This is a genomic window from Aurantimonas litoralis (assembly GCF_026153195.1).
Taxonomy (GTDB): Bacteria; Pseudomonadota; Alphaproteobacteria; order Rhizobiales; family Rhizobiaceae; genus Aurantimonas; species Aurantimonas coralicida.
Genome location: NZ_JAPFBM010000005.1, coordinates 40,798 through 66,522 on the forward strand (window position 1 = coordinate 40,798; position 25,725 = coordinate 66,522).

Consider the following 25,725-nt stretch of genomic DNA (forward strand, 5'->3'; position numbering starts at 1 on the left):
TGGCATCGGCGAAGTCAATCGAGGCACGGCACCGCGCCCGGGCAAGTTGCCACCGACGATGGTCGGGGTGCCGGACCCTTGAGCTTTCCCGTGCGGCTGGTACTTATTGGCCGAACGGGCCCGTCGGCTCGCCACTGGGAGGACACTTCATGAAGCTTTTCCACCGCATCGCCGCCTCGGCCGTGGTCGCGGGCCTGGCCTTCGCGCCGGCCACCGCCTCGGCCCAGCAGTTCATCAACGTCCTGACGGGCGGCACCTCGGGCGTCTATTATCCGCTGGGCGTGGCGCTGGCCAAGGTCTATGCCGACAACATCGAGGGCGTGAAGACGCAGGTCCAGTCGACCAAGGCCTCGGTGGAGAACGTCAACCTCGTCACCCAGGGTCGCGGCGAGATCGCCTTCGCCCTCGGCGACACGGTGAAGGCCGCCGCCGAAGGCAATGCCGACGCCGGCTTCCAGCAGCCGGTCGAGAACCTGCGCGCCATCGCCGCGATCTATCCGAACTACGTGCAGATCGTCGCCTCGCAGGAATCCGGCATCACCGATCTGGCCGGCCTGAAGGGCAAGGCCCTGTCCGTCGGCGCCCCGGCCTCGGGCACCGAGCTGAACGCCCGGGCGATCTTCGGCGCCGCCGAGATGAGCTATGACGATCTCGGCAAGACCGAATATCTGCCCTTCGCCGAATCCGTCGAGCTGATCAAGAACCGCCAGCTCGACGCGACGCTCCAGTCCGCCGGTCTCGGCGTCGCCTCGATCCGCGATCTGGCCTCCTCGCTGCCGATCACCGTCGTGGCGGTCCCCGCCGAGATCGCCGAGAAGCTCGGTGCGCCCTTCGCTGCGGCCGAGATCCCGGCCGGCACCTATGACGGCCAGGACGCCGCCGTTCCGACCCTGGCGATCACCAACATTCTCGTGACCTCGTCGGAAGTCGACGAGGAACTCGCCTACCAGATGACCAAGCAGCTCTTCGAGAACCTGCCGGAGCTCATCGCTGCCCACAACGCGGCCGAGGGCATCGACCCGAAGACCGCCGGCAAGAACCTGCCGGTGCCGCTGCATCCGGGCGCCGAGCGCTACTACAAGGAAGCCGGCCTGCTCTAGTCAGTTAACGTGCGGCGCCTTCGGGCGCCGCGAAGCTGTGACGGCCGTGTCGCCCCCGGGGGCGGCGCGGCCGTTCGCGTCTGGCGGCCGAACTGTGGCCCGAAGAGCGCCCGCGCGGCACTTCCCGGTCCCCGTGTCGCAGTGCTGCACTACGCAGACACCGCGCAATCGGTTAGGAAAGTGGGTGATAGGATGCACCCGGACGGTGTCCGCCGCCGATGGCCATGCGCCCCGGCGCCGCCGTTCACCCCATTCGACGCAACGCGGCCCGCGCGGCCCCACGACCTGAAACGAGGAAGCAGACCCATGAAGGTACGCCTGACGTCCCTGCGGACGCTCGCCGCATCGCTCGCCCTGACCATCGGCCTCGGCGCCGCCGCTCCGGCCCTTGCCGCCCAGTGCGGCAACAGCGCCGGTGGCTTCAACCAGTGGAAGCAGGAATTCGCCCAGGAAGCCGTGCGCGCCGGCATCTCCCAGGGCACCGTGCAGTCGGCCCTGATGCCGACCAGCTATTCCAACCAGGTCATCAAGCTGGACCGCAACCAGCATTCCATGAACATCTCGCTCGAGGCGTTCATGCAGCGCCGCGCGCCGGCCTCCTTCGTCAAGAAGGGCAAGCGGATCATCCAGCAGAATGCCGGCCTGCTCAACTCGATCGAGAAGAGCTACGGCGTCCAGAAGGAGATCATCGTCGCGATCTGGGGCATGGAAACCGGCTTCGGCGCCAATTCCGGCTCGATGAACATTTTCAGCTCGCTGGCGACGCTGGCCTATGACTGCCGCCGCTCGGCCTTCTTCACCGAAGAGCTGCTGGCAGCCCTGGCGATCGTCGATCGCGGCGACATGAAGCCGAGCCAGATGAAGGGCGCCTGGGCCGGCGAGATCGGCCAGACCCAGTTCCTCGCCAAGAACTACCTGCGCTTCGCCGTCGACGGCGACGGCAATGGCCGCCGCGACCTGATCAACTCCAAGGCCGACGTGCTCGCCTCCACGGCGAACTTCCTGCGTCAGCACGGCTGGCGTCCGGGCGCCGGCTACCAGCAGGGCGAGCCCAACTTCGCCATCCTGCGCGACTGGAACCGGGCCGGCGTCTACCAGAAGGCCCTGGCGCTCTTCGCCTCCAAGCTCGCCAACTGATCGGCCTGCCGGCCGGACCAGGGTCTGGCCCCTTGCTGCGTTTCGCGCCCCGGCCTCTCGCCGGGGCGTTTTCGCTTGGGGGTCAGTCCGCGTCGAGTTCCGGGTAGTTTCGGAAGATGCCGTCCTCGTTGAAGGCCATGCGGCGGTCGCTGGCGAGATACGCTGCGACGCGCGGCTCCGCGGCGACCCGCTCGACCAGCGCCGCGATGCCCGGATAGTCGGGGGCGAGCGTCTTCATGCGCCGCGGGAAGGCGTAGCGCAGGCCCGCCACCGTCTGGAACAGGCCGAGATCGGCATAGCTGATGGCGTCCCCGACGAGGACGCCCGAACCGGCCGGGTTGCCGGCCAGGATCCGCTCGTACCAGCCGAGGAACTTCGGCAGCCGCTCCTCGCGGAAGCCAAGGGCCCGTTCGCGCGCCGCATCCCTCTGGTCCTCGTAATAGAGGCCGACGCCGAGGGGATGATGGACGTCATGGGCCTCCGCGACGAGATCGGCCGTGGTGAGCGCGATCGAACGGGCGAACAGCCGCTCCGCCTCGCCCTTCGGCGCCAGCCCATGCCGCTCGCCGACAAGGATGCTGATTTCCGCGGCCTGCGAGACGACGCGATCGCCATCGACCAGGAAGGGCGGCGCGAATGGCGGCAGATGGCCGTCCTTTCCGGCGATGAAGGCCTGCATCGCGGCGATGCCGCCGCCCTCGGATTCGGGCAGGCGAGCGACGTCGCGATAGGCGACACCGGCAGCTTCCAGGACCAGCCGCGGATATTCCCCGCGGCCCGGGATCATCGGCCAGTAATAGAGATCATAGGCCATTGTCGCTCCTGCCAAAGGTGACGCGAGCGAGCGATCGCTCGCCTGTCCATCGCCGAGACTATAGGGGCCGCGGGCCGCGTCTGAACCCCTGTCCCGCAATCGTGCCGCAGGCCTCGTCGGGGCGCTCTGCGTCGCGTATCATCGCGGGCGTCTGACATTCGAGGAGGAAGCGTATGAAATGCCCGATCTGCGAGGGTGAGGCGACATTGCTGGAGCCGGAGAAGCCGGACCAGCGCGCGATCCATTGCGAGCGCTGCGGCGAGTACCGGGTCTCGACGGAGGCAGAGGCGAAGCTGCACTCCCTGACGCCCCATCAGCGGTTGCAGGCCCTGCGCTACGCCGAGACGATCACGCCGACCGGGCGCCGGCCTTTCGTCGCCGGTTTGGGATGACGGCGGTGGGCCGATAAGGCGGCCACCCCTCGATGGGCATGGCGCGAGCCTGGCTGGAACTGACGGAGCGGCAATCGATTTTGCTGTCATGGACTTGACGCACAGCCCTGAAAGAGTAGGCTGATAACTGCGTCAATGACGCTGCGGGAGGTGTCGAATGGAACCACCTATGCATGTCGCCGCACGGACTGCCGAGGTTGTTGTACGGGCCTCCGCATAGCGGCGTTTTCACTGACAGGCCTTGGGAGCGGCTGACGGGCTGTTGCACTCGTCGAAGGCCCGAACCATAGCTGCTCCCAAGTCTCCATTACGCCCGTCCGCATGATTGCGGGCGTCTGAGTTGAAACCGATTCCGAGCGCCGGATCGCGGTGTTCTGCGATGCGGATGCTTGCGTGTAAGCTTGCGGGGCGCAGTCTCCGAGGATGCTGCGCCGTTCGCTCGCCTGGCTTCCTGTTATTGCGCGCTGACGGCGCTGATCCCGTTGTAGCGATGGCTGCGGGCCGGACTTGCTCGCCGGCACGAACCGGTTGGCCGAAGTGGCTCCGCGAGGCTTTAATCCAACGCTTTCGGGCACCTGTATGGCGGGCATAGTCGCGCCGATGGCGAGGCTGTGCGGCGCCCATCACCAGCGCGTCACCGCTACCGATTCCCGTCGCATTTCCCCTGGCAGGGGCCTATAAGCGATAGCCTATGAAGGGACAGGCGGCGGCATCGTGTCGTTTGCGTCACCTCCCTGCCGATGACGCCCCGATGCTGCACCAGCCGTCGCCCAGTTCCGTCTCCCCGCGGGAAGACGGCCGCCCCCGATCCCCCCATCGCGATACCAAAACCGCCGAACAGTCCGGATATCTCATCCGTCCCGCGCGGCCGGGCGATCTGGAGCCCCTCGTGGCGATCGAGACCGCGGTCTTCGAGGCCGACCGGATCTCCCGGCGCTCCTTCCGCAATCTCATCGCCTCGCCCAGCGCCGTCGTCCTCGTGGTCGAGGCGGCTGGCAACGGCGCCGGGAGCGTTGATGCCACGAAAGCAGACGCGTCGCCCGCAGCTGGTGACGCGCCGCGATCCGGACCGATCCTCGCCTATGCCGCGCTCCTCGTGCGGCGCGGCACCGGTCTCGCCCGGCTCTATTCCATCGCGGTCTCTCCGAAGGCGTCGGGACGCGGCGTCGGCCGGGCCCTCCTGAAGGCGGCGGAGGCCGCGGCCTTCGCGCGCGACCGCATCGCCCTGCGGCTGGAAGTGCGCGCCGACAATGCCGCCGCCATCGCGCTCTATCGCGGCGAGGGCTTCCGCCCCATCGGCACCTATCTCGACTATTACGCCGACCACGAAACGGCGCTGCGCTTCGAAAAGACCCTGCGCGGCGATCACCCGATCGACACTGGCGTGCCCTATTACGAGCAGACGACCGACTTCACCTGCGGCGCCTGCTGCCTGATGATGGCCATGGGCCGCGACATTCCGGGCTTCGTGCTGGAGCCGGTGACCGAGATCCGGCTGTGGCGCGAGGCGACGACCATCTTCATGATGTCGGGGCCGGGCGGCTGCGAACCCTATGGCCTGGCGGTCGCCGCCCACGAGGCGGGCCTTGCCGCCGAGATTCACGTCTCCGAGCCGGGGGACCTGTTTCTGGAAGGCGTCCGCAGTCCCGAAAAGCAGGTGGTGATGGGGCTCGCCCAGGAGGATTTCCGCCGCCGGGCCGAGCGCTACGCCATCGACGTGACCATCGGGCGTTTCACCCTCGACGATCTGCGCGCCGCGATCGCCGCCGGCAAGACCGCCGTCGTCCTGATCTCGGGCTATCACATGTTCGGCAAGAAGGTGCCGCACTGGGTGCTCGTCCATGGCGACGACGGCCGCCATATCGTCATCCACGACCCCTGGGTCGCCGACGAGCGCGGCGAGACGGTCGCCGACGCGGCCAATCTTCCGATCCCCTATGAGACCTTCGACCGGATCGCGCGTTTCGGCAAGGTCGGCCTCCGGGCCGCGGTGTTCCTGTCCAGGCGCGAGGCTTAGCCGTCTTTCATGTCCCAATGGGTGGTTCTCGTCGGACGCCTGTCCGATCTCGACAACGGCGCGACGCCGCACAAGGTCATGACGGTGCGCGACTATCTCGCGCGGCCTGGCCTGTTCCGCGGCCAGCGCCCCAAGATCATCAATCTGTCGCGCTCCTACGCCTATCAGAGCCGCGCCTATTACGGCTCGCTGCTCGCCGAGGCGCGGGGCCATCGCATCATCCCCTCGGTCGAGACGATGATCGACCTGTCGGAGAAGAAGCTCTACGACAACGCCCTGCCGGAGCTGGACGCCGCCCTCGCCAGGGCGCTGGAGAAGGGCGAGCGGCCGGCATCGCCGATCCGCATCTATTTCGGCTACACCGACGATCCGCGTCTGGAGCGCTTCGCCAAGCTGGTCTTCGACTGGTTCCGCGCCCCGGCGCTGGAGGTGCATCTGGACGGCGCCGAAGCCGCGGAGCGGCCGGCGCCAGCCGCGTCCGCGCGGCGGACCGGCATCCAGGCGCAGCACGACAGACGGGCGAAAATCCGCCGTATCGGCTTTGCCGCGCCCGCCAAGCTGGACGCGGTCGAGACCGGCCGCCTGCTCGCCGCCATGGAGCGCTACACCGCCCGCGAATGGCGCGCCGCCAAGGCCAAGACGCCTGCAAAATATGCTTTCGCGACGCTCTACGATCCCAACGAGGCGCTGCCGCCATCCTCGGTGGACACGCTCAAGCACTGGGCCCGCACGGCCGCCCGGCTCGGCGTCGATGTCGAGCCGATCACCCGCCGCGACCTGCCGCGGCTGGCCAATTTCGACGCGCTGTTCATCCGCGAGACGACCTCGATCTCCAACCACACCTATCGCTTCGCAAGGCGCGCCATGCAGGAGGGCATGCCGGTCATCGACGACCCGATCTCGATGATCCGCTGCACCAACAAGGTCTATTGCAACGAGCTGATGGCGGCGAACGGGGTGGCGACGCCGCCTTCGGTGATGATCGGCGGCAAGGAGGATTTCCAGAAGGCCGCCGACGTGCTCGGCTTCCCCATGGTGCTGAAGATCCCCGACGGCTCCTTCTCGCGCGGCGTCAAGAAGGTCGACGACATGGCCGGGCTGGTCAGGCTGGCGGGGGCATGGCTGGAGGATTCCGACCTCCTGATCGCCCAGAAATTCATGCCGACGAAATTCGACTGGCGCATCGGCGTCCTCGGCGGCGAACCGCTCTTCGCCGTGCAGTATCTGATGGCCGGCGAGCACTGGCAGATCATCAATCACGAGACCGGCGACCGGCCGATGGAGGGCGGTTTCCGCCCCTTCGCGCTGGGCGAGGCGCCGCCGCATGTGCTGGACGCCGGCCTGCGCGGCGCCCGCTGCATCGGCGACGGGCTCTATGGCGTCGATCTGAAGGAGACCGACGACGGCGTCTTCCTGATCGAGGTCAACGACAATCCGAACCTCGAACACGGCGTCGAGGATTACGCCGAGAAGGACGAGGTCTGGACCCGGCTGACCCGCTGGTTCATCGACCGCATCGAACGCTAGGACCTTCTGCTGCTGTGCCTCGCCCGTTCCCGGACCGCCCGGCCGGAAGGCGCGCGGCTTGAAGCGGTCCGGGGCGATGTGTAGACCGCTGGGCCTGTCTGCACATCGGAGCGGGTCATGCGCACCAATATCGAGATCGACGACCGGCTGATGGCCGAGGCGATGGCTGCCGCGGGCCTGTCGACCAAGAAGGCGACGGTCGAGGAGGCCCTGCGCCGGCTGATCGCTCAGGAGCGTCGCCGCCGCGCCCTCGCCGACATGCACGGCATGGGCTGGCCGGGACCCGGGACGAGCGGACCCGGCCAGACGGACGCGGCCGGCGGATGATCCTCGTCGACGCCTCGGTCTGGATCGCCAATCTGAGGGGCGAGGACACGCGCGAGCTCCGTATGCTGCGGGAGAGCCGCGATTTGTCGGAGATCGGCATTGCCGATCTGACCCTCTACCGGTTGCTGGCAGGGGCGGCGGACGATCGCGACGCCGACCGCATTGGCCGCTATCTGCGCCAGTTCCCGATCCTGCCCGTCACGGGCGAGCGGTCGGTCGGGCGGGCAGCTGGTCTCGCGCGCATTCTGCGGGGCAGGGGCGTCGCGCTGCAGCGGCCCGAAGCGGCGCTGATCGCCGCCCATGCCATCGACCGGGGACATCGCGTCCTGCACGCCGACCCGGACATGGCGGCGCTGGCCGCCCATTGCGGGCTGCAGACCGCCTGACGCGGACGGGCCGCCCTTTAGCTGCCGGCGCCGATCAGCGCCGCATCGGCCCGCACGCTCTCCAGTCCCTCGCGATAGGTCGGATGGCGGAACCGGTAGCCCGCTTCCTTGATCCGGGCGTTGGAGACCCGCTTGTTCTCGCCATAGAAGCTGCGCGCCATCGGCGAGAGTTCGGCGGCGTCGAAGGGAATTTCCGGCGGCGGTGCGACGCCTGCCATCGCCGCGGCGTGGGCAACCACGTCCTGGGGCGGGGCCGGCTCGTCGTCCGTGACGTTGTAGATGCCGCCGAGCCGCTGTTCCGCCAGGAGGCTCAGCGCCCCGGCAATGTCGTCGACATGGATCCGGTTGAACACCTGGCCGGGCTTCACCAGTCGCTTGGCCGTCCCCTTCGCCAGATTGACGAAGCCGTTGCGGCCGGGGCCGTAAATGCCGGACAGGCGCAGGATCGCAAGCGGCACCCGCCGCGTCGCGGCCGCTTCCTGCCAGGCGACTTCAGCGGCGATGCGGGCTTTCGAACGCTCCGAGACCGGCCGCGTCTCGCTGTCCTCGTCCACCCAGCCGCCATCATGGTCGCCATAGACCCCGACGGTGGAGAGATAACCGATCCATTCGAGGTTCGGGCAGCCATGGGCGATCGCGTCGCCATACCAGCGCAGCACCGGGTCGCCCGGCCGCGCATTGGCGCCGCCGACGCTGGCGCCCCTCGGCGCCGCATGGCCCGGTGGCACCGAGACGAGCAGATGCGTGGCGCGGTAGAGCGCCGGCGAGATGCCGTCCGTCGGGTGTTCGCCGTCGAAGACGAAGGGCTTCAGATGATGCGCCGCCAGCCGGCTCGCCTTGTCCGCCGTGCGCACCGTCACGCCGGTGACGTCGTGCGGATCGAGCGTGTCGACGAAGTGCCCGGCCGAATAGCCGTGGCCGAAGACGAAGAAATGCATGGGGTCAGTCGCTCCAGGGTTCGGCGGGATCGTGCGGCCGGGCCATCTCGCCGAGCTCCAGCCTGCCGATCCGCAGCCTGCCGATGTCGGCCGTTCCGATACGGGCGCTCCCGACGGACAATCGCCCGATGGCGAAGGCGCCCACCGCCACCGATCCGATCGCCAGCGCGCCGATGGCCAATGCGCCGATTGCGCCGGCACCGAGCGCCGCAGAACCCGTGGCCGCGGCCGGTGTCGCCGGCATTCCGTTACGCAACTGGCCGACGGCCCGTCGCACCTTGGTCTCAAACTCGGCAGCGCAGGCACCGGATCGGGATGGCTTACGGTCCTTGAAGGGCATGCCATTCGCTCCTGACGACGGGATCGTCTTCCCTATCAAGCGCGGCGGGCCGAAGCTGCAAGGCATCTTCGGGGGACAGGCGGTCGAGCGCCCAGATCGCCATGGCCCGCACGAGGGGCGCCGCGTCCGCGAGATGCTCCCTCACGGCGCCCAGCAGCGCCGGATCGCCGGAATTGCCGGCAGCGATCAGGCAGTTGGACACGAACTTGTCGCGGCCGATCCGCTTGATCGGCGAACCGGAAAACAGGGCGCGGAAGGCCGCATCGTCCAGGGCGAGAAGATCGGCGAGTTTCGGCGCGTTCAGGTCGTCTCGGGCGATCAGCTTGGCTTCGCTGGCTTTGCCGGCAAACTTGTTCCACGGGCAGACGGCAAGGCAGTCGTCGCAGCCATAGATGCGGTTGCCCATCGCGGCCCGGAACTCTTGCGGCACCGGCTTGCGGGTCTCGATCGTCAGGTAGGAGATGCAGCGTCGGGCATCGAGCTTGTAGGGCTCGGGAAAGGCGTCGGTGGGGCAGACGTCCTGGCAGGCCCGGCAGGAACCGCAGAGATCGCGGCCCGGCGTGTCCGGCGTCATCTCCAGCGTGGTGAAGATCGAGCCGAGGAACAGCCAGGAGCCGTGCTCGCGGGAGACGAGATTGGTGTGCTTGCCCTGCCAGCCAAGGCCGGCCATCTCGCCCAGCGGCTTTTCCATCACCGGCGCGGTGTCGACGAAGACCTTGGCGTCGTGATCGCCGAGCCCGGACTGGCGGGCTTTCGCGACCATGCGGCCGGCCAGTTCCTTCAGCCGGCCCTTGATGACGTCGTGATAGTCGCGGTGGCGGGCATAGACCGAGATCGCCCCGCGATCCGGGCGCTCCAGGATCGCCAGCGGATCCTCCTGCGGGCCGTAATTCATGCCGAGAACGACGATCGAGCGCACGTCGGGCCACAGCGCCCGGGCGGAACGGCGCCGCTCCGCCGTCTCCGGCATCCAGCCCATCGTGCCGTAGCGGCCCTTGGCGATGAATTCGTCGAGGCGGGGGCCGGCCGCGACGTCGCCGGTGCCCGGCGCGATGCCGACTGCCGAAAAGCCCAGCCGGCCGGCGTCCTTGCGGATGAAGTCGGTCAGTGTCTCGCGCGCGGTCATGGTGCCGATATAGGCTGTTCGTCGGTCCGGCGCACGCCCGGGGCCTGCGTTTAAACTCAGAAGTCGAGCTGGACGTAGTGATGCACCGGCGGCAGGCCGCGCACGCGTTCGGTCAGGAGCGGACGGAAGGACGGGCGCGACTTGATCCGCATGTACCAGTCCTTGGCCGCCGGCTCCTTCTCCCACGGGATTTCGCCGAGATAGTCGAGGATCGAGAGTTCGGCGGCAGCCGCCAGATCGGCATAGGACAGTCGCGGGCCGGCCAGCCAGTCGCGGCTTTCGGCCAGCCAGCCGAGATAGCGCAGATGATGCTTCAGATTGGCCCGTGCCGCCCGGATCGCCGAGGCGTCCGGCGGTCCGCCGCCGGCATCGGCGCTCATTTCCAGCTTGAACACCCGTTCGCGGACGAGATAGCGCGTGACCTCGCTGTCGAGCTTGCCCAGGAACCACTCGGTCAGCCGCCGCACCTCGGCCCGCTCCAGCGGCTTTTCCGGCAGGAGCCGCTTGTCGCGCTGGAAGACGCCGCGGGTCTCGTCGAGATATTCGCCCGCCACCGTCGCGCCGACGATCGCCGGGCCGTCATCCTCGAGCATCACCGGCAGGGTCGCGGCCGGGTTCAGCGCCAGGAAGTCGCGGCGCTTCTCCCACGGACGCTCCTCCAGATATTCGGCGCGCTCGCCATATTCCCCGAGGACGAGCCGCACGAAACGCGAGGCGGCGGACATCGGATGATGGTGTAGCTTCAGCATGCGGTTGGATCGGGTGCTCTTCGGATGGATCACCCGCGCGCGGGCTGCCCCTGTTTGAAATGATCGACGGCGCGCCCGAAAGGACGTCCCTGCGCGTCATGATGGCAGACACTCGTCAATGGACCGTCAACGGGTCTGCCTTTGCTTTGAGCGACATAGCCGGAATCGCACCGGCGGCAAGCGGCGCGGGCTGCGCCGCGAACGGGCGCACTCGCCACACTGGCCGAGGATTCCGGCCATCGGATGGCCGTCCCCGTTTCCCTTCGCAGGCAGATCGGGTAGACGCCGCGCTGGAACGGGGCAGGGGATTGTCATGGATTTCGCAGCAGTCGGCGACGCCGTCATTCTGGGCATCACCGAGGGACTGACGGAGTTCCTTCCGGTCTCCTCCACCGGGCACATCCTGCTGCTGGGCCATTTTCTCGGCTTCCAGTCCACCGCCCGCAGCTTCGAGGTGCTGATCCAGCTCGGCGCGATCCTCGCCATCCTGATCCTGTATTTCGGCCGGCTCTGGCGGATCTTCGTCACCCTGCCGACCGACCCCCGCAGCCGCCGCTTCACCGCCGGCATCCTGCTCGCCTTCCTGCCGGCGGCCTTCGTCGGCGTTCTGGCGCACGACTTCATCAAGACCATCCTGTTCGAAACGCCGATGGTGATCTGCGTCGCGCTGATCGTCGGCGGCATCCTGCTTCTCGTCATCGACCGCATGCCGCGGATCGTGCGCTATGACGACGTCATGGATTATCCGCTGTCGCTCTGCCTGAAGATCGGCATCTTCCAGTGCCTCGCGCTGATCCCGGGCACCTCGCGCTCCGGCGCCACCATCGCCGGCTCGCTCCTGATGGGCACCGACAAGCGCTCGGCGGCCGAGTTCTCCTTCTTCCTGGCCATGCCGACCATGCTGGGCGCCTTCACCTACGACCTGATGAAGAATCGCGACCTTCTGTCGGTCGACGATGCCGGGCTGATCGTCATCGGCTTCGTCATGGCCTTCGTTTCGGCGCTCTTCGTCGTCCGCTTTCTGCTCGATTTCGTCTCGCGGCACGGCTTCGCCGTCTTCGCCTGGTGGCGCATCGGCGTCGGCCTCGTCGGCATGGTCTTGCTGCTGGCCCTGCCGGCCGAGGATGGCGGCGAGGCGGCGACGCCCGTGCCGGCCTCCGTCTCGCAGCCGCTCGCCACCGACGGTGGGACGCCGCCCGCGCGCTAGGCTAGGCCGTCGAAGCCGGGGTCACAGCAGCCCGGTCAGGCCGCGGCGCAGGAGGTCGAGCGAGATCACGACGAGGATCGCCGTCAGCACGAAGCGGAACAGCCGCTCGTCGATGCGCTTCAGCAGCGCCGTTCCGGCCAGCGTGCCGGCAAAGCCCGTGACGATCATCGCGGCGATCAGCGGCGCATAGGCGGCGAGCCCCACGCCGAGGGCGAAGAAGGCGACGCTCTTGAACAGATGCTGCAGGAAGGTCGTCGCCGCCAGCGTCGCGACCAGTTCCGAGCGGTCGTTGAAGGCCTTGGCGAAGAACGCCGCGTTGATCGGCGCCGTGGCCCCGACGAACATCGACAGGAACGTCGTGACGAGACCCGCAAAGGCAAAGCCCGGCGGCCCGATCCGGCCGATCGCCGGCAGCTTCGCCAAAGCGAGGATCAGGATGAAGGCGCCGAGCGTCGTCTGCAGCACCGCTTCCGGCAGGGTGACGACGAAGCGCGCGCCGATCAGCGCGCCGAGCGCCGCGCCGGCCAGAAACGGCAGCAGCGCGCGCCAGGACACGGCCCGCCGCTGCACCAGCACCCGCCCGAGATTGGAGGCGAGCTGCACCAGGCCATGGACGGGAATCAGCACCGCCACCGGCAGCACCGTGCTCATGATGGCGAGGAGCGACAGCCCGCCGCCGATGCCGAAGGCGGCGGTGGCGGCCGAGGTGAAGAAGCTCGCCACGACCAGCAGCAGCGCGGTGCCGGCCGCAAGGCCCGGCGGAAGCAGCATCGCGTCCAAGCCGGTCAGCCGGTCACGGCCATGTCGGGCTCACCGATCGCCGTGGCTCAGACCGCCTCGTCGTCGGGCATCCGCACGCCGCCGGCCTGGGGCTGCGGGTGGGTGAACTGCCCATGCTTGCGGAAGCGGACGAGATAGGTCGGCAGGATCGCGTCGACGGTGCGCGGCCGGATGCCGAAGGCCTCCAGCGTGCGGCCGTCCTCGATGGCGTCCTGCGACACGACATTGTCGGTCTGCAGCTGGGTGACCTGGTCGGGCGTCAGCGGCGCGCCGGGCAGGAAGCGCATCAGCTTGGCCATCGAGGCGGCGGCGCCGAACGGGATGGTGACGAAGTTGCGCTTGCGCTCGATGATGCGCAGCATCTCCTCCATCATCTGGCGGAAGGTCAGCACCTCGGGCCCGCCGAGCTCGTAGACCCGTCCGCCGGGAACCTTGCCGTCCACCGTGTCGGCGATCGCCTCGGCGACATCGCCCACATAGACCGGCTGGAACCGGGTCTTGCCGCCGCCGATCAACGGCAGGAACGGCGAGAACCGCGCCATGTCGGCGAAGCGGTTGAAGAACTGGTCCTCGGCGCCGAAGACGATCGACGGACGCATGATATAGGCGCCGGGAATAACGTCGAGCACCGCCTTCTCGCCCTCGGCCTTGGTGCGGGCATATTCGGATTCGGAGGTCTCGTCAGCGCCGATGGCCGAGATCTGCGTCATGCCGGCCCCGATCTTCGCGGTCGCCTCCGCCACGGTGCGGGCGCCGAAGGACTGCAGCGCGTCGAAGCTCTGTTGTCCGCTCTGGGCGAGAATGCCGACGAGGTTGACGACATGGTCGGCCCCCTCGACCGCCCGCTCGACGGACCACGGATAGCGCAGATTGGCCTGGATCGGCATGATCTGGCCCATATTGCCGTTGGGCTGCAGGTGATAGGCCAGATCCGGGCGCCGGCAGGCGACGCGAATGCGATGGCCGCGGCGGGCCAGGGCCTGCACCAGGTAGCGGCCGACAAAGCCCGAACCGCCGAACACCACCACCGTCTTGTTCGTGTCGACACTCATCGTACTCAAGCTCCTGCCTTGCCTGTGGCCCGTCGGCCCGGTTCCCGTCCGGGCGGGGCCGGATGATTCGCGCCGCCCGGCGCGGGCCCCGTTCCGCCGCGTCATAGCCCGTCTGCGGCGTCAGGTGAAGGCGGCGCCGCGCCGCGAGCCGGCTGTTTCACGCAGCGTCCGCCGGACCGGGGACGCCGGTCCCGCACAATCGCGCAGATGGCGCATCGCCCCCGGTCCGCAAGCCCGCGGCACAAACCGTCGCAGGGCCCTGCCGCGGCCAGGGGACGCCCGCCGCCCGGCGCCATTGCCCCGCTCCCGCCGCGCGTCCTGGCTTGCCCCGCGACAGCCGGCGGGCGCGTCCGGCATGCGCGTCCCGGTCTCGCAGCACTTAGCGGAACGGTGCGCCATCGCCTGCGAAAACCGCGCTGTCCACGCCGGTCCGCTGCACTGCGACAGAAAATTCGTGCGCCGGCGCCAATCGTCGCAAAACTGCGTTGACAGCGACCCGGCCTCCCTCTAATGCTCCGCGCCGTGCCCAGGTGGCGGAATTGGTAGACGCGCACGGTTCAGGTCCGTGTGCCGCGAGGCGTGGAGGTTCGAGTCCTCTCCTGGGCACCAATTGACTGTTCGAGATGATCCGCAGCGATCCGGACAGTAGCCACACCCCCCCCCCCGAACACTTCGCGATATGATGGCTCCGGCATCGGCCGGGCATGGCGTGCGCACCATTTTGCTTCGACGCGCGGATGCCGGGTGGTGCCTGCGCGTGCCGCAGGGCCTGTCGTCATGCTGCTTTTCCGGACGCCGGGGAGCGTGCCACGGAATCGGGGAAAAAGCGTGGCGAATCTTGAGTGTATTGTCTGCGGAGAGTTCCAGGCGAGGAACGCGAAAGCCTCAGGCCGGGATGTGTGGTTTGGGATGGATGACGACGACAATGGATCGTCGCCTGCGCGGCGCGAGCGTCGAGGTCTCGATGAGCGACACTGCTGCCAACGGCGCGCCGCGCTTCAGGATCGCGAAGATATCGTCACCGAGACCGTCTGTGCCTCGGTCGACCATCAGCCGGACGCCCATGTGGAAACGTTGATCCTGACCGCCGACGACGACTCCTGGGCTTAGCGCGTCCAGCCTGTCTTCCGCTGGGGAAGAAACGCGGGTAGTTTTGATGCACGTCAAGTCGGAGCGCGCGAATGGCCGTCACGCTCGGGCATCGACAACCCGGCGGGAGGCGCCCAACATGAAGATGCAGACAACTGGAACCCTGCGAGGCACGCTGATCGTCGCTGCGCTCGTCTCGTTTGCCGGCGCATCGCAGGCGGTGGCCCAGAGCTATCGGAGCATGAGCTGCGACGAGCTCTGGTATGCCCGCAACGCCATCTATGCCGACAATGGCTATTGCTTCGAAACCCGCCGGGCGCGCCGCGCCTTCGGCCGCAGCTGCTTCCCGCCCTATGGCGAGCTGTCGGGCCCCGACAGGCGTGAGGTCGCCGCGATCCAGCGATGGGAGCGCCGCAAGGGCTGCCGCTAGGCGGCGAACGCCACCGCTGATCCGTCGCCGGCCCACTCCTGGGTCGGCTCGCGCCGCAGCCTGTTTCCGCGTTCCGGGGATTTCCTCATGTTGCGTCTTCGGGGCATCCGGGCTGCGCTGTGCCTGACGGTCTTGCTCTGCGGCTGTGCCGCGTCTTTGCCAGGCCGAACGCCGCGCACCGACGCGGCACCGGTTGTGCTCGCGCGGCAGCCGCTGCGCGGTGTCGGCCTCGCCATCCATCATGTCTCGATGGCCACCGGCGTCTATGCGCTCGCCGAACGCCTGCGGGAACCAGGCGAAGCCCCCGGACCGGAGGAGGCGCGCGAAGCATCGACATCCGCCGGGCCACCGCAGCGGGGCGGGATGACGGTGGCCTGGTACGGTCATTCGACCGTTCTCCTGCAGCTTGGGAAGACCGTGATCCTGACCGATCCGGTGCTGGCGGGCGCCGTCTCGTTCACAAGCCCGCTGCCGGTTCGCTATGGCTGGCCGCAATTGCACCTCGACCAGCTTCGAAGAATCGATGCTGTGGTCCTCTCCCATGGCGACTTCGACCATCTCCACGCTCCCTCCCTGCGGATGCTCGCCGGACGGTTTCCGGAGGCGGCCATCGTCGTGCCGGACGGTCTTGCACATCTGGCAGCCGATGCCGGATTCCGGCGCATCCACGCGCTTCCGCTGAACGGATCCGCCAGGATTGGCGCGGTCACGATCACCGGCCTGCCGGCGATCCACGCCACCCGGCGCAACCTTCTCGGCATCCCGGACGGGACGGCCTTCTCCTGGGAGCTCAGGGACCCGTCCCACCGCGTCCTGTTCATCGGCGACAGCGGCTACGCACCGGTGTTTGCAGAGATCGGACGCCGGCGCGGACCCTATGACCTCGTGCTGGTGCCGATCGGCGCGTCCGAGCCCCGGCACCTGGTCGGCGACATGCACATGACCCCGGAAGAGGCGGTCCGGCTGGCGGACGATGTGAGGGCGAAGGCGGCGATCGGCATTCACTGGGGCACCTTCGCCCTGTCGCCGGAGCCCCGCGGCGAACCATCGCGGCGGTTCCTGCGGGCCGGCGCGACGAGGAACGCCCGCACCCTGTCGCTCGGCGAAACGGCGCGCTTTCCATGACAGGCACCGGCTGTCTGACGACGCTTTGGCCGATACGCCTGCTGCTCCTGCCCTGCGCCCTGCTGCTATCGGCGCTTGCCGGCTGCGTCACCGGCCCGGCAGGCGGCGATCTCGGCCCGGAGCCACCGCCGCCGGCGATCCGCAAATGCTGCGCGAATGTCGAACGCTATCCCGACTGGCTGGTGGCCGTGCTCGACCCGGTCGCGCCGGTGATCGGCCGCGTCGTGGCCGCGGTCGAATGGCGCGATGGCCATCTGTATGGCCGGGACGGCGCCGTCCGGCTCCTGCGGCGACATCTGCGGCCGCTCGACATCGTTCTCGTGACGTCCGGCGGGCGGCTGACCAACGCCACCCTGCCGGGCCTGTTCAAGCATGTCGCGATCCATCTGGGCTCGGACGCCGACCTGCGCCGGCTGGGCGTCTGGAGCGATGCGGTCGCGCAGGGGCAGGCGCCCGACATCCTCGCCGGCCGGACCTTCATCGAAGCGGATCAGGACGGGGTGCATCTGAGTTCGGCCGAGACCGTCCTCAACGCGGACTATCTGGTCGTGCTGCGCCCGGCGCTCGCCGCGCGGGCCGAACGCCGCCGGGCGACGCGGTTCCTGCTCGGCGCCGTCGGCCAGCCCTTCGATTTCCGCTTCGACGCGGATACGGCGGATTGCTTCTTCTGCAGCGAACTCGTGCGCCGGGCCCTTCCGAGCCTGCCGGTGGAGGCCCGCCACATCTACGGCCGGCATGTCTTCGTGCCCGACCAGTTCGCCGATCTCGCGGCCGCCCGTCCGTCGCGGCTGCGGCCGGTCCTCTATCTGGTGGGCCATCGCGGCGAATGGGGAACGCGATCGCCGGCCCGGCTGCGCGGCGATCTCGCGCGCTACTGGGCGGCACAGCCCTGACGCCGACCTGTCGGCGCAGAAAGGCCCGAGCCGGCCGCGCCGCTTGATCCGGATCAAGGGGCTTGCCGTCGTCTTCGGCAGGATGGGCGCGGCACCTGCCCACGATGGGCGCTTCGAAAGGACGATCGGATGACGCGACTGACATCTGGGATCGCAGCGGCGGTTCTCGTCGCTGCGGGGCTTGGCACCGCGCCCCAGGCGCTCGCCGGCGACTGCACCGGACGGGTGAGCGGCGTGCGCCCGATCTCCTCCTACGACCACCGGACCGGCGCGGGTTTTCTGGCGGTGCGGCGCGGGCCGTCCTCCAGCACACGGCAGATCGGCGAGGTCTATGCCGGCGATCTTCTGTCGGTCTACGACCGGCGCGGCAACTGGTACCATGTGACCTGCATGGAAGGGGACTGCGAGGACCCGTTGTGGGGCCCGGCCTCTCCATCCGGCTGGGTCTCCGCCCGCTATGTCCGTGCCCGGGGCGTCTGCCCTTGACGCATATCGGGATGCCGGTCCTGGCGACGGTCGCCAAAGGCCGGCCTGTCAGGAGCCGGCGTCGATCGTCTCGTGCCGCACGCAGTGCCGGCGCACGGCGTCCGCGTCGACCGTGACACCGAGGCCCGGGCCGGTGGGGATCGCCAGGCACTCGTCGTCGAGCACGAATGCCTCCGTCAGGATGTCGTCGCGCAGCGGATTGTAGGTACGGTCGAACTCGATCATCGTCTCGTTCTGCAGCGGCACCGGACGCGCCGTATAGGGCGCATGGGGCACGATCGCCAGCGCCTGCAGGGCGGCGGCGACGGCCACGCCCGATCCCCAGACATGCGGCACCACCATGATGTTGTGGCTCGTCGCCAGCGCCAGGATGTTCTTCCATTCGGTGAAGCCGCCGGCCGCGCAGATATCCGGCTGGGCGATGTCGATGCAGCCACCGCCGATGAGGTCGCGAAAGCCGAAGCGGGTGAATTCGGCCTCGCCGCCGGCGATCGGCACGTCCAGCGTCTCGCGCAGGCGGCGATAGCCCTCGCGGTCCTCCGGCACCACCGGCTCCTCGAACCAGCGGAAATCCAGCTCTTCCATGACCCGCCCGATCCGCACGGCGGAGGCGTAGTTGTAGGCGTGGTTGGCATCGGCCATGATCTCGACCTCGTCGCCGAGGGTCTCGCGCACGAGGCGCATGCGCTCGATGTCGTCGCGGATCGGCAGGAGGCCGATCTTCATCTTGACCGCGGCGACGCCGGTGGCGCGGATGCGCAGCACCTCTTCGCGCAATTTGTCCAGCATGACCGGGCGGTCGGCATAGTCCGGCGGATAGTAGCAGCCGGTCCCGTAGGCCCGCACGCGCTGGCGGATGGCGCCGCCGAGCAACGCATGGACCGCCTGGCCGACCATCTTGCCGAAGATGTCCCACAGGGCGATGTCGATGGCGCTCAGTGCCTCGACATAGGCGCCCTTCTGGCCGAAATCCCGGGTGCGGGCGTAGAACTCCTCGAAGATCGCCGTCGGCGCCGCCGGATAGCGTCCGATCAGCCGCGGGCCGATGACGTCCTTGATGCAGCTGGCGGGCGGCTCGGGTGGCCCGTACTGGCCGCCTTCGCCCCAGCCCGTCGTCCCGTCGTCGCAGGTGATCCGCACCAGCAGGCTGGTGCGCTCGGCGAAATAATCCTGCGACGAATAGAACGCGTTCTCGCGGCTGGAGACCTTGAGAACATAGGTGTCGATGCGCTCGATCTTCATCGGCGTCCCCTCCCTTGCAACCGGTGCGACCGCGAAACGGCCGCGGAGGCCGCGCGGGCGCAGACGGGTGGCGCTCACGCGAAACCGGCCTGCCCGCGTCTCCCTCTCCCCTCGTCAGGCTGACGCATCGTTCCGTAAGCTACAAGTACGAAAATCGCCGGTTCGGGGCGCCGTTGCGGTCGCCATGTCGGGATATTTTTTGGTACGGTCTTTTGCCTCAAGGCGTTATGCGGCATTGAGGTTCATGGTGGGCACCGTGAAGGAGGAAGAATGGCGGTGCGGGAGCTTCGGCCACGGGATCGTGGGCCCAAGGGACGGGAACTCGACGAGACGGCGTGGTCGGACATACGTGAGCTCCTCGGCGAAGGGGAGCGGCGACGGGACCTACTCATTGAATATCTGCATCTGATCCAGGATCGCTTCGGCTGCCTGAGCGCGGCCCATCTGCGCGCCCTGGCCGAGGAGATGCGGCTGTCCCAGGCGGAAGTCTACGAGGTGGCGTCCTTCTACGACCATTTCGACGTGGTGCGCGAAGGCGAGGAGAAGCCGGCGCCGCTGACCATCCGGATCTGCGATTCGATCAGCTGCGCGCTGGCCGGCGCCGAAGCGCTGATCGGTGAAGTGTCGGCAGGCGTCGATCCGGCCGCCATCCGGGTCGTGCGCGCGCCCTGCATGGGCCGCTGCGCCACGGCGCCGGCCGCCCGCATCGGCGACCGCGAGGTCGATCACGCCAGCGCCGCGGGGCTGGCCGCCCTGGCCGCAGCCGGCGAGACCACCGTCCGGGTCCCCGACTACACCAATCTGGCTGATTATCTCGCCGCCGGCGGCTACAAGCTCTTGTCGAAGATCCGCGACGGGTCGCTCGCCGTCGAGACGCTGATCGAGACCATGCAGTCCGCCGGCCTGCGCGGGCTCGGCGGCGCCGGCTTCCCGGCCGGCAAGAAATGGGGCTTCGTGCGCTCCTATCCGGGGCCGCGCCTGATGACAATCAATGGCGACGAGGGCGAACCCGGCACCTTCAAGGACCGCTACCACCTGGAGCGCGACCCGCACCGCACGCTGGAAGGCGCTCTCGTTGCCGCCCATGCGGTCGAGGCCGAGCGCATCTATTTCTACATGCGTGACGAATACCCGGCCGTGCTGCACATCCTGCGCACCGAGATCGCCGCGCTGGAAGCCGGCGGCCTGATCACGCCGGGCTTCATCGAGCTGCGCCGCGGCGCCGGCGCCTATATCTGCGGCGAGGAAAGCGCGATGCTGGAGAGCATCGAGGGCAAGCGCGGCCTGCCGCGGCACCGCCCGCCCTACATCGCCGAAGTCGGCCTGTTCGGGCGTCCGACGCTGAACCACAATGTCGAGACCCTGTGGTGGATCCGTGACATCGTCGACAACGGTCCCGAATGGTTCACCGGCCTCGGCAAGCCGGGCTTTCCGGGGCTGCGCTCCTGGTCGGTCTCGGGCCGCGTGCGCGAGCCGGGCGTCAAGCTCGCCCCGGCCGGCATCACCGTGCGCGAACTGATCGAGGAGCACTGCGGCGGCATGGCCGAGGGTCATGCGTTCAAGGCCTATCTGCCCGGCGGCGCCTCGGGCGGTGTCCTGCCCGCCTCCCTCGGCGACATTCCGCTGGATTTCGGCGGCGAGCTCGCCCGCCACGGCGCCTTCGTCGGCTCCCATGCCGTCGTGGTGTTCTCCGACAAGGACGATATCCGCGAGGCCACGCTCAACCTTCTGCGCTTCTTCGAGCATGAGAGCTGCGGCCAGTGCACGCCCTGCCGCGAGGGCACCGGCAAGCTGGTGTCGCTGCTGGAGAGCAGGGGGCCGATCGACGAAACGGCGATCCGCGATCTGGAGACCGTCCTGCGCGACGCCTCGATCTGCGGTCTCGGCCAGGCGGCGCCCAATCCCGTGAATCATCTTCTGACGCATTTCCGCGAGGAGCTGTCGCGATGACGAGCAAGATCACCTTCGAACTCGACGGCAAGTCCGTCGCCGCGGATGCCGGCGAAACCATCTGGGAAGTGGCCAAGCGCGAGGGCACGCGCATCCCGCATCTGTGCCATGTCGACATGCCGGGCTACCGGCCGGACGGCAATTGCCGCGCCTGCATGGTGGAGATCGACGGCGAGCGGGTGCTGGCCGCCTCCTGCATCCGCAAGCCCGCCGAGGGCATGGTGGTGCGCACCGCCACCGAGCGCGCGGTGAAGTCGCGCCAGATGGTGGTCGAGCTTCTGGCCAGCAACATGCGGCCGCCCGAGGAAAGCCCGGACAACCAGTCGATGTTCTGGGACTGGGCGTCCTCCATGGGGGTGGCCGGCAGCGACCGCTATCCGTCGAAATTCGCCGACGGTCACGCCACGGCCGAGTTCGACGTCACCAATCCGGCCATCGCCGTCAACATGGACGCCTGCATCACCTGCGGCGCCTGCGTGCGGGCCTGCCGCGAGGTGCAGGTCAACGACGTCATCGGCATGGCCGAGCGCGGCAACCGCTCCGTGCCCGTCTTCGACATCCACGACCCGATGGGCCTGTCGACCTGCGTGACCTGCGGCGAATGCGTCCAGGCCTGTCCGACCGGTGCATTGTACGAAAAGTCGCTGATGGACGAGACGCGCACCGTTCGCGCGGTCCAGGACTTCGACAAGGTCGTCGACAGCGTCTGCCCGTTCTGCGGCGTCGGCTGCCAGACCAGGGTCGCGGTCAAGGACAACCGCATCGTCCAGGTCGACGGCCGCGACGGCTATGCCAACGAGAACCGGCTGTGCGTGAAGGGCCGCTTCGGCTTCGACTACGCCATGTCGCCGGAGCGGCTGACCAAGCCGCTGATCCGCCGCGACGATGCGCCGAAGGCCGGCGACATCGACATGCGCGACGTCGATCCGCTGACCGTCTTTCGCGAGGCGACCTGGGAAGAGGCGATGGAGCGCGCCGCCGGCGGGCTGACATCGATCATGGCGGCCCATGGCGGCCAGGCGCTGGCCGGCTTCGGCTCGGCCAAGGGATCGAACGAGGAGGCCTATCTCTTCCAGAAGCTGATCCGGCAGGGTTTCGGCACCAACAATATCGACCATTGCACGCGGCTCTGCCATGCCTCCTCGGTGGCCGCACTGATGGAGGGTGTCGGCTCCGGCGCGGTTTCGGCGCCGTTCAACGACGCCATGAAGGCCGAGTGCATCATCGTCATCGGCGCCCGCCCGACGACCAACCATCCGGTCGCCGCGACCTATTTCAAGCAGGCCGCCAAGCTGGGCAAGCAGCTCATCGTCATGGACCCGCGGGGCCAGGACCTGATGCGCCACGCGACCCACTCGCTGAAGTTCAAGCCCGGCACCGACGTCGCCATGCTGAACGCGCTGATCCACGTGATCATCGAGGAACAGCTCTATGACGAGCAGTATATCCAGGCCAATGTCGCCGGCTTCGAGGCGCTGAAGGAGAAGGTGAAGGACTTCTCGCCCGAGGCCATGGCCGACATCTGCCGGGTGCCGGCCGAGACGCTGCGGGACGTCGCCCGCACCTATGCCAAGGCCGAACGCTCGATCATCTTCTGGGGCATGGGCATTTCCCAGCACACCCACGGCACGGACAATTCCCGCTGCCTGATCGCCCTGGCGCTGATCACCGGCCAGATCGGCCGCCCGGGCACCGGCCTGCATCCGCTGCGCGGCCAGAACAACGTCCAGGGCGCGTCGGATGCCGGGCTGATCCCGATGTATTATCCCGACTACAAATCCGTCGAGAATCCCGACATTCGCGGGACCTACGAGAATTTCTGGGGCCAGACGCTCGACCCCAAGGCCGGGCTGACCGTCGTCGAGATCATCGACGCGATCCATGACGACGTCATCAAGGGCATGTATGTCATGGGCGAGAATCCGGCCATGTCGGATCCCGACCAGGCCCATGCCCGTGGTGCGCTGGCCAAGCTCGAGCATCTGGTGGTGCAGGACATCTTCCTCACCGAGACCGCCTGGCATGCCGACGTGGTCCTGCCGGCTTCCGTCCATGCCGAGAAGCTCGGCACTTTCACCAACACCAACCGGCAGGTGCAGATCGGCCGGCCGGCGCTCGACCTGCCTGGTGAGGCCCGGCAGGATCTCGACATCATCATCGACCTTGCCCGCCGCATCGGCCTCGACTGGAATTACAGCCATGTCTCGGAGGTCTATACGGAGATGGCGGCGGTCATGCCGTCGCTGAAGCATATCTCCTGGGAACGCGTGGAACGGGAGGAATCGGTCATCTACCCGGCCGACGGTCCGGACCAGCCGGGCAACGAGATCATCTTCTCGACCAGCTTCCCGACCGCCGACGGCCGCGGGCGCATCGTGCCAGCCGATCTGCTGCCGCCGGACGAGGTGCCCGACGCCGACTTCCCGCTCGTGCTGACCACGGGCCGGCTATTGGAACATTGGCACACCGGCGCCATGACGCGCCGGGCCGGCGTGCTGGACGCCATCGAGCCCCAGGGCATCGCGTCGATGAACCCGCGGGAGATTGGTCGTCGCGGCCTGCAACAGGGCGAGATGATTGCGATCGAGACGCGGCGCGGCACGGTCGAGGCGATCCTGCGGGCCGACCGGGAGGTGGCCGATGGCATGGTCTTCATGCCGTTCTGCTTCAACGAAAGCCCGGCCAACATGCTGACCAACCCGATGCTCGACCCCTTCGGCAAGATTCCGGAGTTCAAATACTGCGCCGCCCGCATTGTCGCGCCCGCGACCACCCGGGAAGCCGCGGAGTAGCAGATCACGGACCGCCGGCGCTTGTGACAGCGCCGGCGTCCCGACTACGCGTCCCCCGGCAATGCCTCCGGAAAGCCGCCTGTCCTCTCCTTCGCAGCGCGCGTCGTGCGCTTGAGCTTGCCGTCGTGCCCCTCCGGCGGCTTACCCGATTACATACCGTCCATCGCCGAGCCGCAGGCATGCGACCCGACGCGAGGGCTTCGGGACATGCGCTGAATCCGGCTAACCAAACGCGCTCAGGCGCTGCCCCGACGCGCGGCGCATCGGAAATTCATGACCGCGACAACAATGCATGCATTGACGCATGCATTGAATGGGGCTACGCCTGATCACAAGGAAAGCAGTGGCGACAGGAGTGTCCGAATGAGTGATCTGGAGATCGTGGTCCTTCCCGGTGACGGGATCGGAGTCGAGGTGATGGACAGCGGTCTGGCGGTTCTGGACGCTCTGGAGGCGCGTTGCGGCTTTCGTCTCGTGCGCCACCAGCACCCAGGCGGCGCGGCCTATTACAAGGAAACCGGCATCGCCCTGACCGACGAGGCCGCCGACGCGACACGGTCCTGCGACGCGATCCTGTTCGGCGCCATGGGCCTGCCCGACATTCGCTATCCCGACGGCACCGAGATCGCCCCGCATCTGGAGATGCGCCGGGAATTCGGCCTCTATGCCGGCGTCCGCCCGGTCCGCCATCTGCCGAACACGCCGAGCCCGCTGGCCGATCCGCGCGCCAAGGACATCGACCTCGTCATCATTCGCGAATCCACCGAGGGGCTGTTCTACTCCCGCGGCAAGGGCACGGTCGAGGACGACAAGGTCGCCCGCGAGACGATGGTCATCACGCGCTCGACCTCCGAGAAGCTGTTCGACTTCTCCTTCCGCCTCGCCGAGCGGCGCCAGCGGCTGCGCGGCAAGACCGGCCGCGTCACCTGCGTCGACAAGTCGAACGTCTTCGTCGCCATGGCCTTCTTCCGCAAGATCTTCAACGAGCGGGCCAAGAACTTCCCCGGCGTCGACGCCGATTCCGCCTATGTCGACGCGACGGCGCTGGATCTGATCCGCAAGCCCTGGGACTTCGACGTCATGGTCATGGAGAACATGTTCGGCGACATCATCTCCGACCTCGGCGGTGGTCTCGTCGGCGGCATGGGGCTGGCACCCTGCGCCGAGATCGGCGACGAGCATGCGCTGTTCCAGCCGAGCCACGGCAGTGCGCCGGACATCGTGGGCACCGGCAAGGCCAATCCGACCGCCATGCTCCTGTCGACCGCGATGATGCTCGACTGGCTGGGCGCCCGCCACAAGCTGGACGCGCTGACCGATGCGTCGCTGATCCTGGAGGCGGCGATCGACAAGGCCTATGCCGAGCGCATTCGGCCCTTCGAGTTTGGCGGCAGCAACGGTACCGCCGATATCACCCGCGCGGTCATCGCGGAAATCGAGGCTGCCAAATGAGCGAAGCCAAAGCGGCCGACGCGCCCTACGTCATTCTCGTGGAGTTCGCGGTTGCCGACGGGTCCGGTCCGGCTTTCGAGAAGTTGATCGTCGAGAACGCCCGCCGCTCTTTGTCGGACGAGCCCGGCTGCCGCGTTTTCGACGTCTGCGCGCGGCCCGGCGACGCCTACGGGATTGTCCTCTACGAAGTCTATGACGACCGCACGGCGTTCGACGCCCATCTGGCCTCGTCGCATTTCAAGACCTTCGACGCGGCGTCGGGGGACATGGTGACGGGCAAGCGCGTGACCGAGCTCACGCTGTTGGCTGGCGCGTCGGGCTAATCGCCCGGCTGCGACGGGGCGTGGCGGGCGAGGGGGCAAGCCACGCCCATT

At 68.2% G+C, this 25,725-nt stretch carries 25 protein-coding genes and 1 tRNA gene; 18 read left to right on the top strand and 8 right to left on the bottom strand.

Annotated elements, in window-relative coordinates:
* Positions 1 to 149: 149 nt before the first annotated feature.
* Positions 150 to 1,100, top strand: a complete 951-nt coding sequence (locus N7I30_RS12145) for a TAXI family TRAP transporter solute-binding subunit (protein WP_188075332.1) — start codon at positions 150 to 152, stop codon at positions 1,098 to 1,100.
* Positions 1,101 to 1,406: 306 nt separating this feature from the next.
* The gene (locus N7I30_RS12150) at positions 1,407 to 2,237 is read left to right on the top strand and encodes a lytic murein transglycosylase (RefSeq protein ID WP_187390083.1); all 831 of its coding nucleotides are present in this window, start codon (positions 1,407 to 1,409) and stop codon (positions 2,235 to 2,237) included.
* An 82-nt stretch (positions 2,238 to 2,319) separates the two neighbouring features.
* On the opposite strand, the gene N7I30_RS12155 is transcribed toward N7I30_RS12150, so the two are convergent.
* The gene (locus N7I30_RS12155; RefSeq protein ID WP_498639143.1) at positions 2,320 to 3,051 is read right to left on the bottom strand and encodes a glutathione S-transferase; all 732 of its coding nucleotides are present in this window, start codon (positions 3,049 to 3,051) and stop codon (positions 2,320 to 2,322) included.
* A gap of 173 nt (positions 3,052 to 3,224) precedes the next feature.
* Between N7I30_RS12155 and N7I30_RS12160 the strand changes: the two genes are divergently transcribed.
* The 5 genes from N7I30_RS12160 to vapC all read left to right on the top strand — a co-directional run bounded on the left by N7I30_RS12160 (position 3,225) and on the right by vapC (position 7,700).
* The gene (locus N7I30_RS12160; protein ID WP_188075330.1) at positions 3,225 to 3,443 is read left to right on the top strand and encodes a hypothetical protein; all 219 of its coding nucleotides are present in this window, start codon (positions 3,225 to 3,227) and stop codon (positions 3,441 to 3,443) included.
* A 751-nt stretch (positions 3,444 to 4,194) separates the two neighbouring features.
* Positions 4,195 to 5,460, top strand: coding sequence for a peptidase C39 family protein (locus tag N7I30_RS12165; RefSeq protein WP_498639145.1), 1,266 nt, complete (start codon positions 4,195 to 4,197; stop codon positions 5,458 to 5,460).
* A gap of 9 nt (positions 5,461 to 5,469) precedes the next feature.
* On the top strand, positions 5,470 to 6,987 hold the full coding sequence (locus tag N7I30_RS12170; RefSeq protein ID WP_498639147.1) for a RimK family ATP-grasp domain-containing protein: 1,518 nt from the start codon (positions 5,470 to 5,472) through the stop codon (positions 6,985 to 6,987).
* Positions 6,988 to 7,104: 117 nt separating this feature from the next.
* The gene (locus N7I30_RS12175) at positions 7,105 to 7,314 is read left to right on the top strand and encodes a type II toxin-antitoxin system VapB family antitoxin (protein ID WP_475362090.1); all 210 of its coding nucleotides are present in this window, start codon (positions 7,105 to 7,107) and stop codon (positions 7,312 to 7,314) included.
* On the top strand, positions 7,311 to 7,700 hold the full coding sequence (gene vapC, locus N7I30_RS12180) for a type II toxin-antitoxin system VapC family toxin (RefSeq protein ID WP_498639150.1): 390 nt from the start codon (positions 7,311 to 7,313) through the stop codon (positions 7,698 to 7,700). Before N7I30_RS12175 ends, vapC begins: the two co-directional genes overlap by 4 nt.
* A gap of 17 nt (positions 7,701 to 7,717) precedes the next feature.
* On the opposite strand, the gene N7I30_RS12185 is transcribed toward vapC, so the two are convergent.
* From N7I30_RS12185 to N7I30_RS12200, 4 genes are read right to left on the bottom strand one after another with little or no spacing between them, the layout of a single operon-like run.
* Positions 7,718 to 8,638 (bottom strand): SDR family oxidoreductase, encoded by a 921-nt coding sequence (locus tag N7I30_RS12185; RefSeq protein ID WP_498639152.1) that lies wholly within the window; start codon positions 8,636 to 8,638, stop codon positions 7,718 to 7,720.
* Between the two features lie 4 nt (positions 8,639 to 8,642).
* Positions 8,643 to 8,978 carry a hypothetical protein gene (locus tag N7I30_RS12190; protein ID WP_498639154.1) on the bottom strand — a complete coding sequence of 112 codons (336 nt, stop codon included), beginning with the start codon at positions 8,976 to 8,978 and terminating at the stop codon, positions 8,643 to 8,645.
* A complete protein-coding gene (queG, locus tag N7I30_RS12195; protein WP_498639156.1) occupies positions 8,959 to 10,104 on the bottom strand; it encodes a tRNA epoxyqueuosine(34) reductase QueG in 1,146 nt (381 codons plus the stop codon). Before queG ends, N7I30_RS12190 begins: the two co-directional genes overlap by 20 nt.
* Positions 10,105 to 10,160: 56 nt before the next feature.
* Positions 10,161 to 10,853, bottom strand: coding sequence for a glutathione S-transferase family protein (locus tag N7I30_RS12200; RefSeq protein WP_009211238.1), 693 nt, complete (start codon positions 10,851 to 10,853; stop codon positions 10,161 to 10,163).
* A 313-nt stretch (positions 10,854 to 11,166) separates the two neighbouring features.
* On the opposite strand from N7I30_RS12200, the gene N7I30_RS12205 reads away from it, so the two are divergent.
* Positions 11,167 to 12,060 (top strand): undecaprenyl-diphosphate phosphatase, encoded by an 894-nt coding sequence (locus tag N7I30_RS12205; RefSeq protein ID WP_228239275.1) that lies wholly within the window; start codon positions 11,167 to 11,169, stop codon positions 12,058 to 12,060.
* Positions 12,061 to 12,081: 21 nt separating this feature from the next.
* On the opposite strand, the gene N7I30_RS12210 is transcribed toward N7I30_RS12205, so the two are convergent.
* The gene (locus N7I30_RS12210) at positions 12,082 to 12,831 is read right to left on the bottom strand and encodes a sulfite exporter TauE/SafE family protein (RefSeq protein WP_498639159.1); all 750 of its coding nucleotides are present in this window, start codon (positions 12,829 to 12,831) and stop codon (positions 12,082 to 12,084) included.
* A 56-nt stretch (positions 12,832 to 12,887) separates the two neighbouring features.
* Positions 12,888 to 13,892 (bottom strand): complex I NDUFA9 subunit family protein, encoded by a 1,005-nt coding sequence (locus tag N7I30_RS12215; RefSeq protein ID WP_370195636.1) that lies wholly within the window; start codon positions 13,890 to 13,892, stop codon positions 12,888 to 12,890.
* Between the two features lie 524 nt (positions 13,893 to 14,416).
* Here N7I30_RS12215 and N7I30_RS12220 point away from each other — a divergent pair.
* The 6 genes from N7I30_RS12220 to N7I30_RS12245 all read left to right on the top strand — a co-directional run bounded on the left by N7I30_RS12220 (position 14,417) and on the right by N7I30_RS12245 (position 17,915).
* A tRNA-Leu gene (locus N7I30_RS12220) sits at positions 14,417 to 14,501 on the top strand.
* Between the two features lie 300 nt (positions 14,502 to 14,801).
* Positions 14,802 to 15,002 carry a hypothetical protein gene (locus tag N7I30_RS12225; RefSeq protein WP_498639162.1) on the top strand — a complete coding sequence of 67 codons (201 nt, stop codon included), beginning with the start codon at positions 14,802 to 14,804 and terminating at the stop codon, positions 15,000 to 15,002.
* A 118-nt stretch (positions 15,003 to 15,120) separates the two neighbouring features.
* The gene (locus N7I30_RS12230; protein ID WP_050767741.1) at positions 15,121 to 15,411 is read left to right on the top strand and encodes a YARHG domain-containing protein; all 291 of its coding nucleotides are present in this window, start codon (positions 15,121 to 15,123) and stop codon (positions 15,409 to 15,411) included.
* A gap of 195 nt (positions 15,412 to 15,606) precedes the next feature.
* Complete coding sequence (locus tag N7I30_RS12235; RefSeq protein WP_498639164.1) at positions 15,607 to 16,536, top strand: MBL fold metallo-hydrolase; 930 nt, start codon at positions 15,607 to 15,609, stop codon at positions 16,534 to 16,536.
* A complete protein-coding gene (locus tag N7I30_RS12240) occupies positions 16,533 to 17,429 on the top strand; it encodes a YiiX/YebB-like N1pC/P60 family cysteine hydrolase (protein ID WP_498639166.1) in 897 nt (298 codons plus the stop codon). Before N7I30_RS12235 ends, N7I30_RS12240 begins: the two co-directional genes overlap by 4 nt.
* Before the next feature lie 129 nt (positions 17,430 to 17,558).
* Positions 17,559 to 17,915, top strand: coding sequence for an SH3 domain-containing protein (locus N7I30_RS12245; RefSeq protein WP_024350737.1), 357 nt, complete (start codon positions 17,559 to 17,561; stop codon positions 17,913 to 17,915).
* 48 nt (positions 17,916 to 17,963) lie between these two features.
* On the opposite strand, the gene N7I30_RS12250 is transcribed toward N7I30_RS12245, so the two are convergent.
* Positions 17,964 to 19,157, bottom strand: coding sequence for a mandelate racemase/muconate lactonizing enzyme family protein (locus N7I30_RS12250; RefSeq protein WP_498639168.1), 1,194 nt, complete (start codon positions 19,155 to 19,157; stop codon positions 17,964 to 17,966).
* A 270-nt stretch (positions 19,158 to 19,427) separates the two neighbouring features.
* Here N7I30_RS12250 and N7I30_RS12255 point away from each other — a divergent pair, with 270 nt between their 5' ends.
* The 4 genes from N7I30_RS12255 (at position 19,428) to N7I30_RS12270 (ending at position 25,674) form a co-directional block, all read left to right on the top strand.
* Positions 19,428 to 21,107, top strand: a complete 1,680-nt coding sequence (locus tag N7I30_RS12255) for an NADH-ubiquinone oxidoreductase-F iron-sulfur binding region domain-containing protein (protein WP_498639170.1) — start codon at positions 19,428 to 19,430, stop codon at positions 21,105 to 21,107.
* A complete protein-coding gene (gene fdhF / locus N7I30_RS12260; RefSeq protein WP_498639172.1) occupies positions 21,104 to 23,899 on the top strand; it encodes a formate dehydrogenase subunit alpha in 2,796 nt (931 codons plus the stop codon). Before N7I30_RS12255 ends, fdhF begins: the two co-directional genes overlap by 4 nt.
* A 363-nt stretch (positions 23,900 to 24,262) precedes the next feature.
* On the top strand, positions 24,263 to 25,351 hold the full coding sequence (locus tag N7I30_RS12265) for an isocitrate/isopropylmalate dehydrogenase family protein (RefSeq protein ID WP_498639173.1): 1,089 nt from the start codon (positions 24,263 to 24,265) through the stop codon (positions 25,349 to 25,351).
* A complete protein-coding gene (locus tag N7I30_RS12270; RefSeq protein ID WP_498639175.1) occupies positions 25,348 to 25,674 on the top strand; it encodes a putative quinol monooxygenase in 327 nt (108 codons plus the stop codon). Before N7I30_RS12265 ends, N7I30_RS12270 begins: the two co-directional genes overlap by 4 nt.
* Positions 25,675 to 25,725 lie beyond the last annotated feature (51 nt).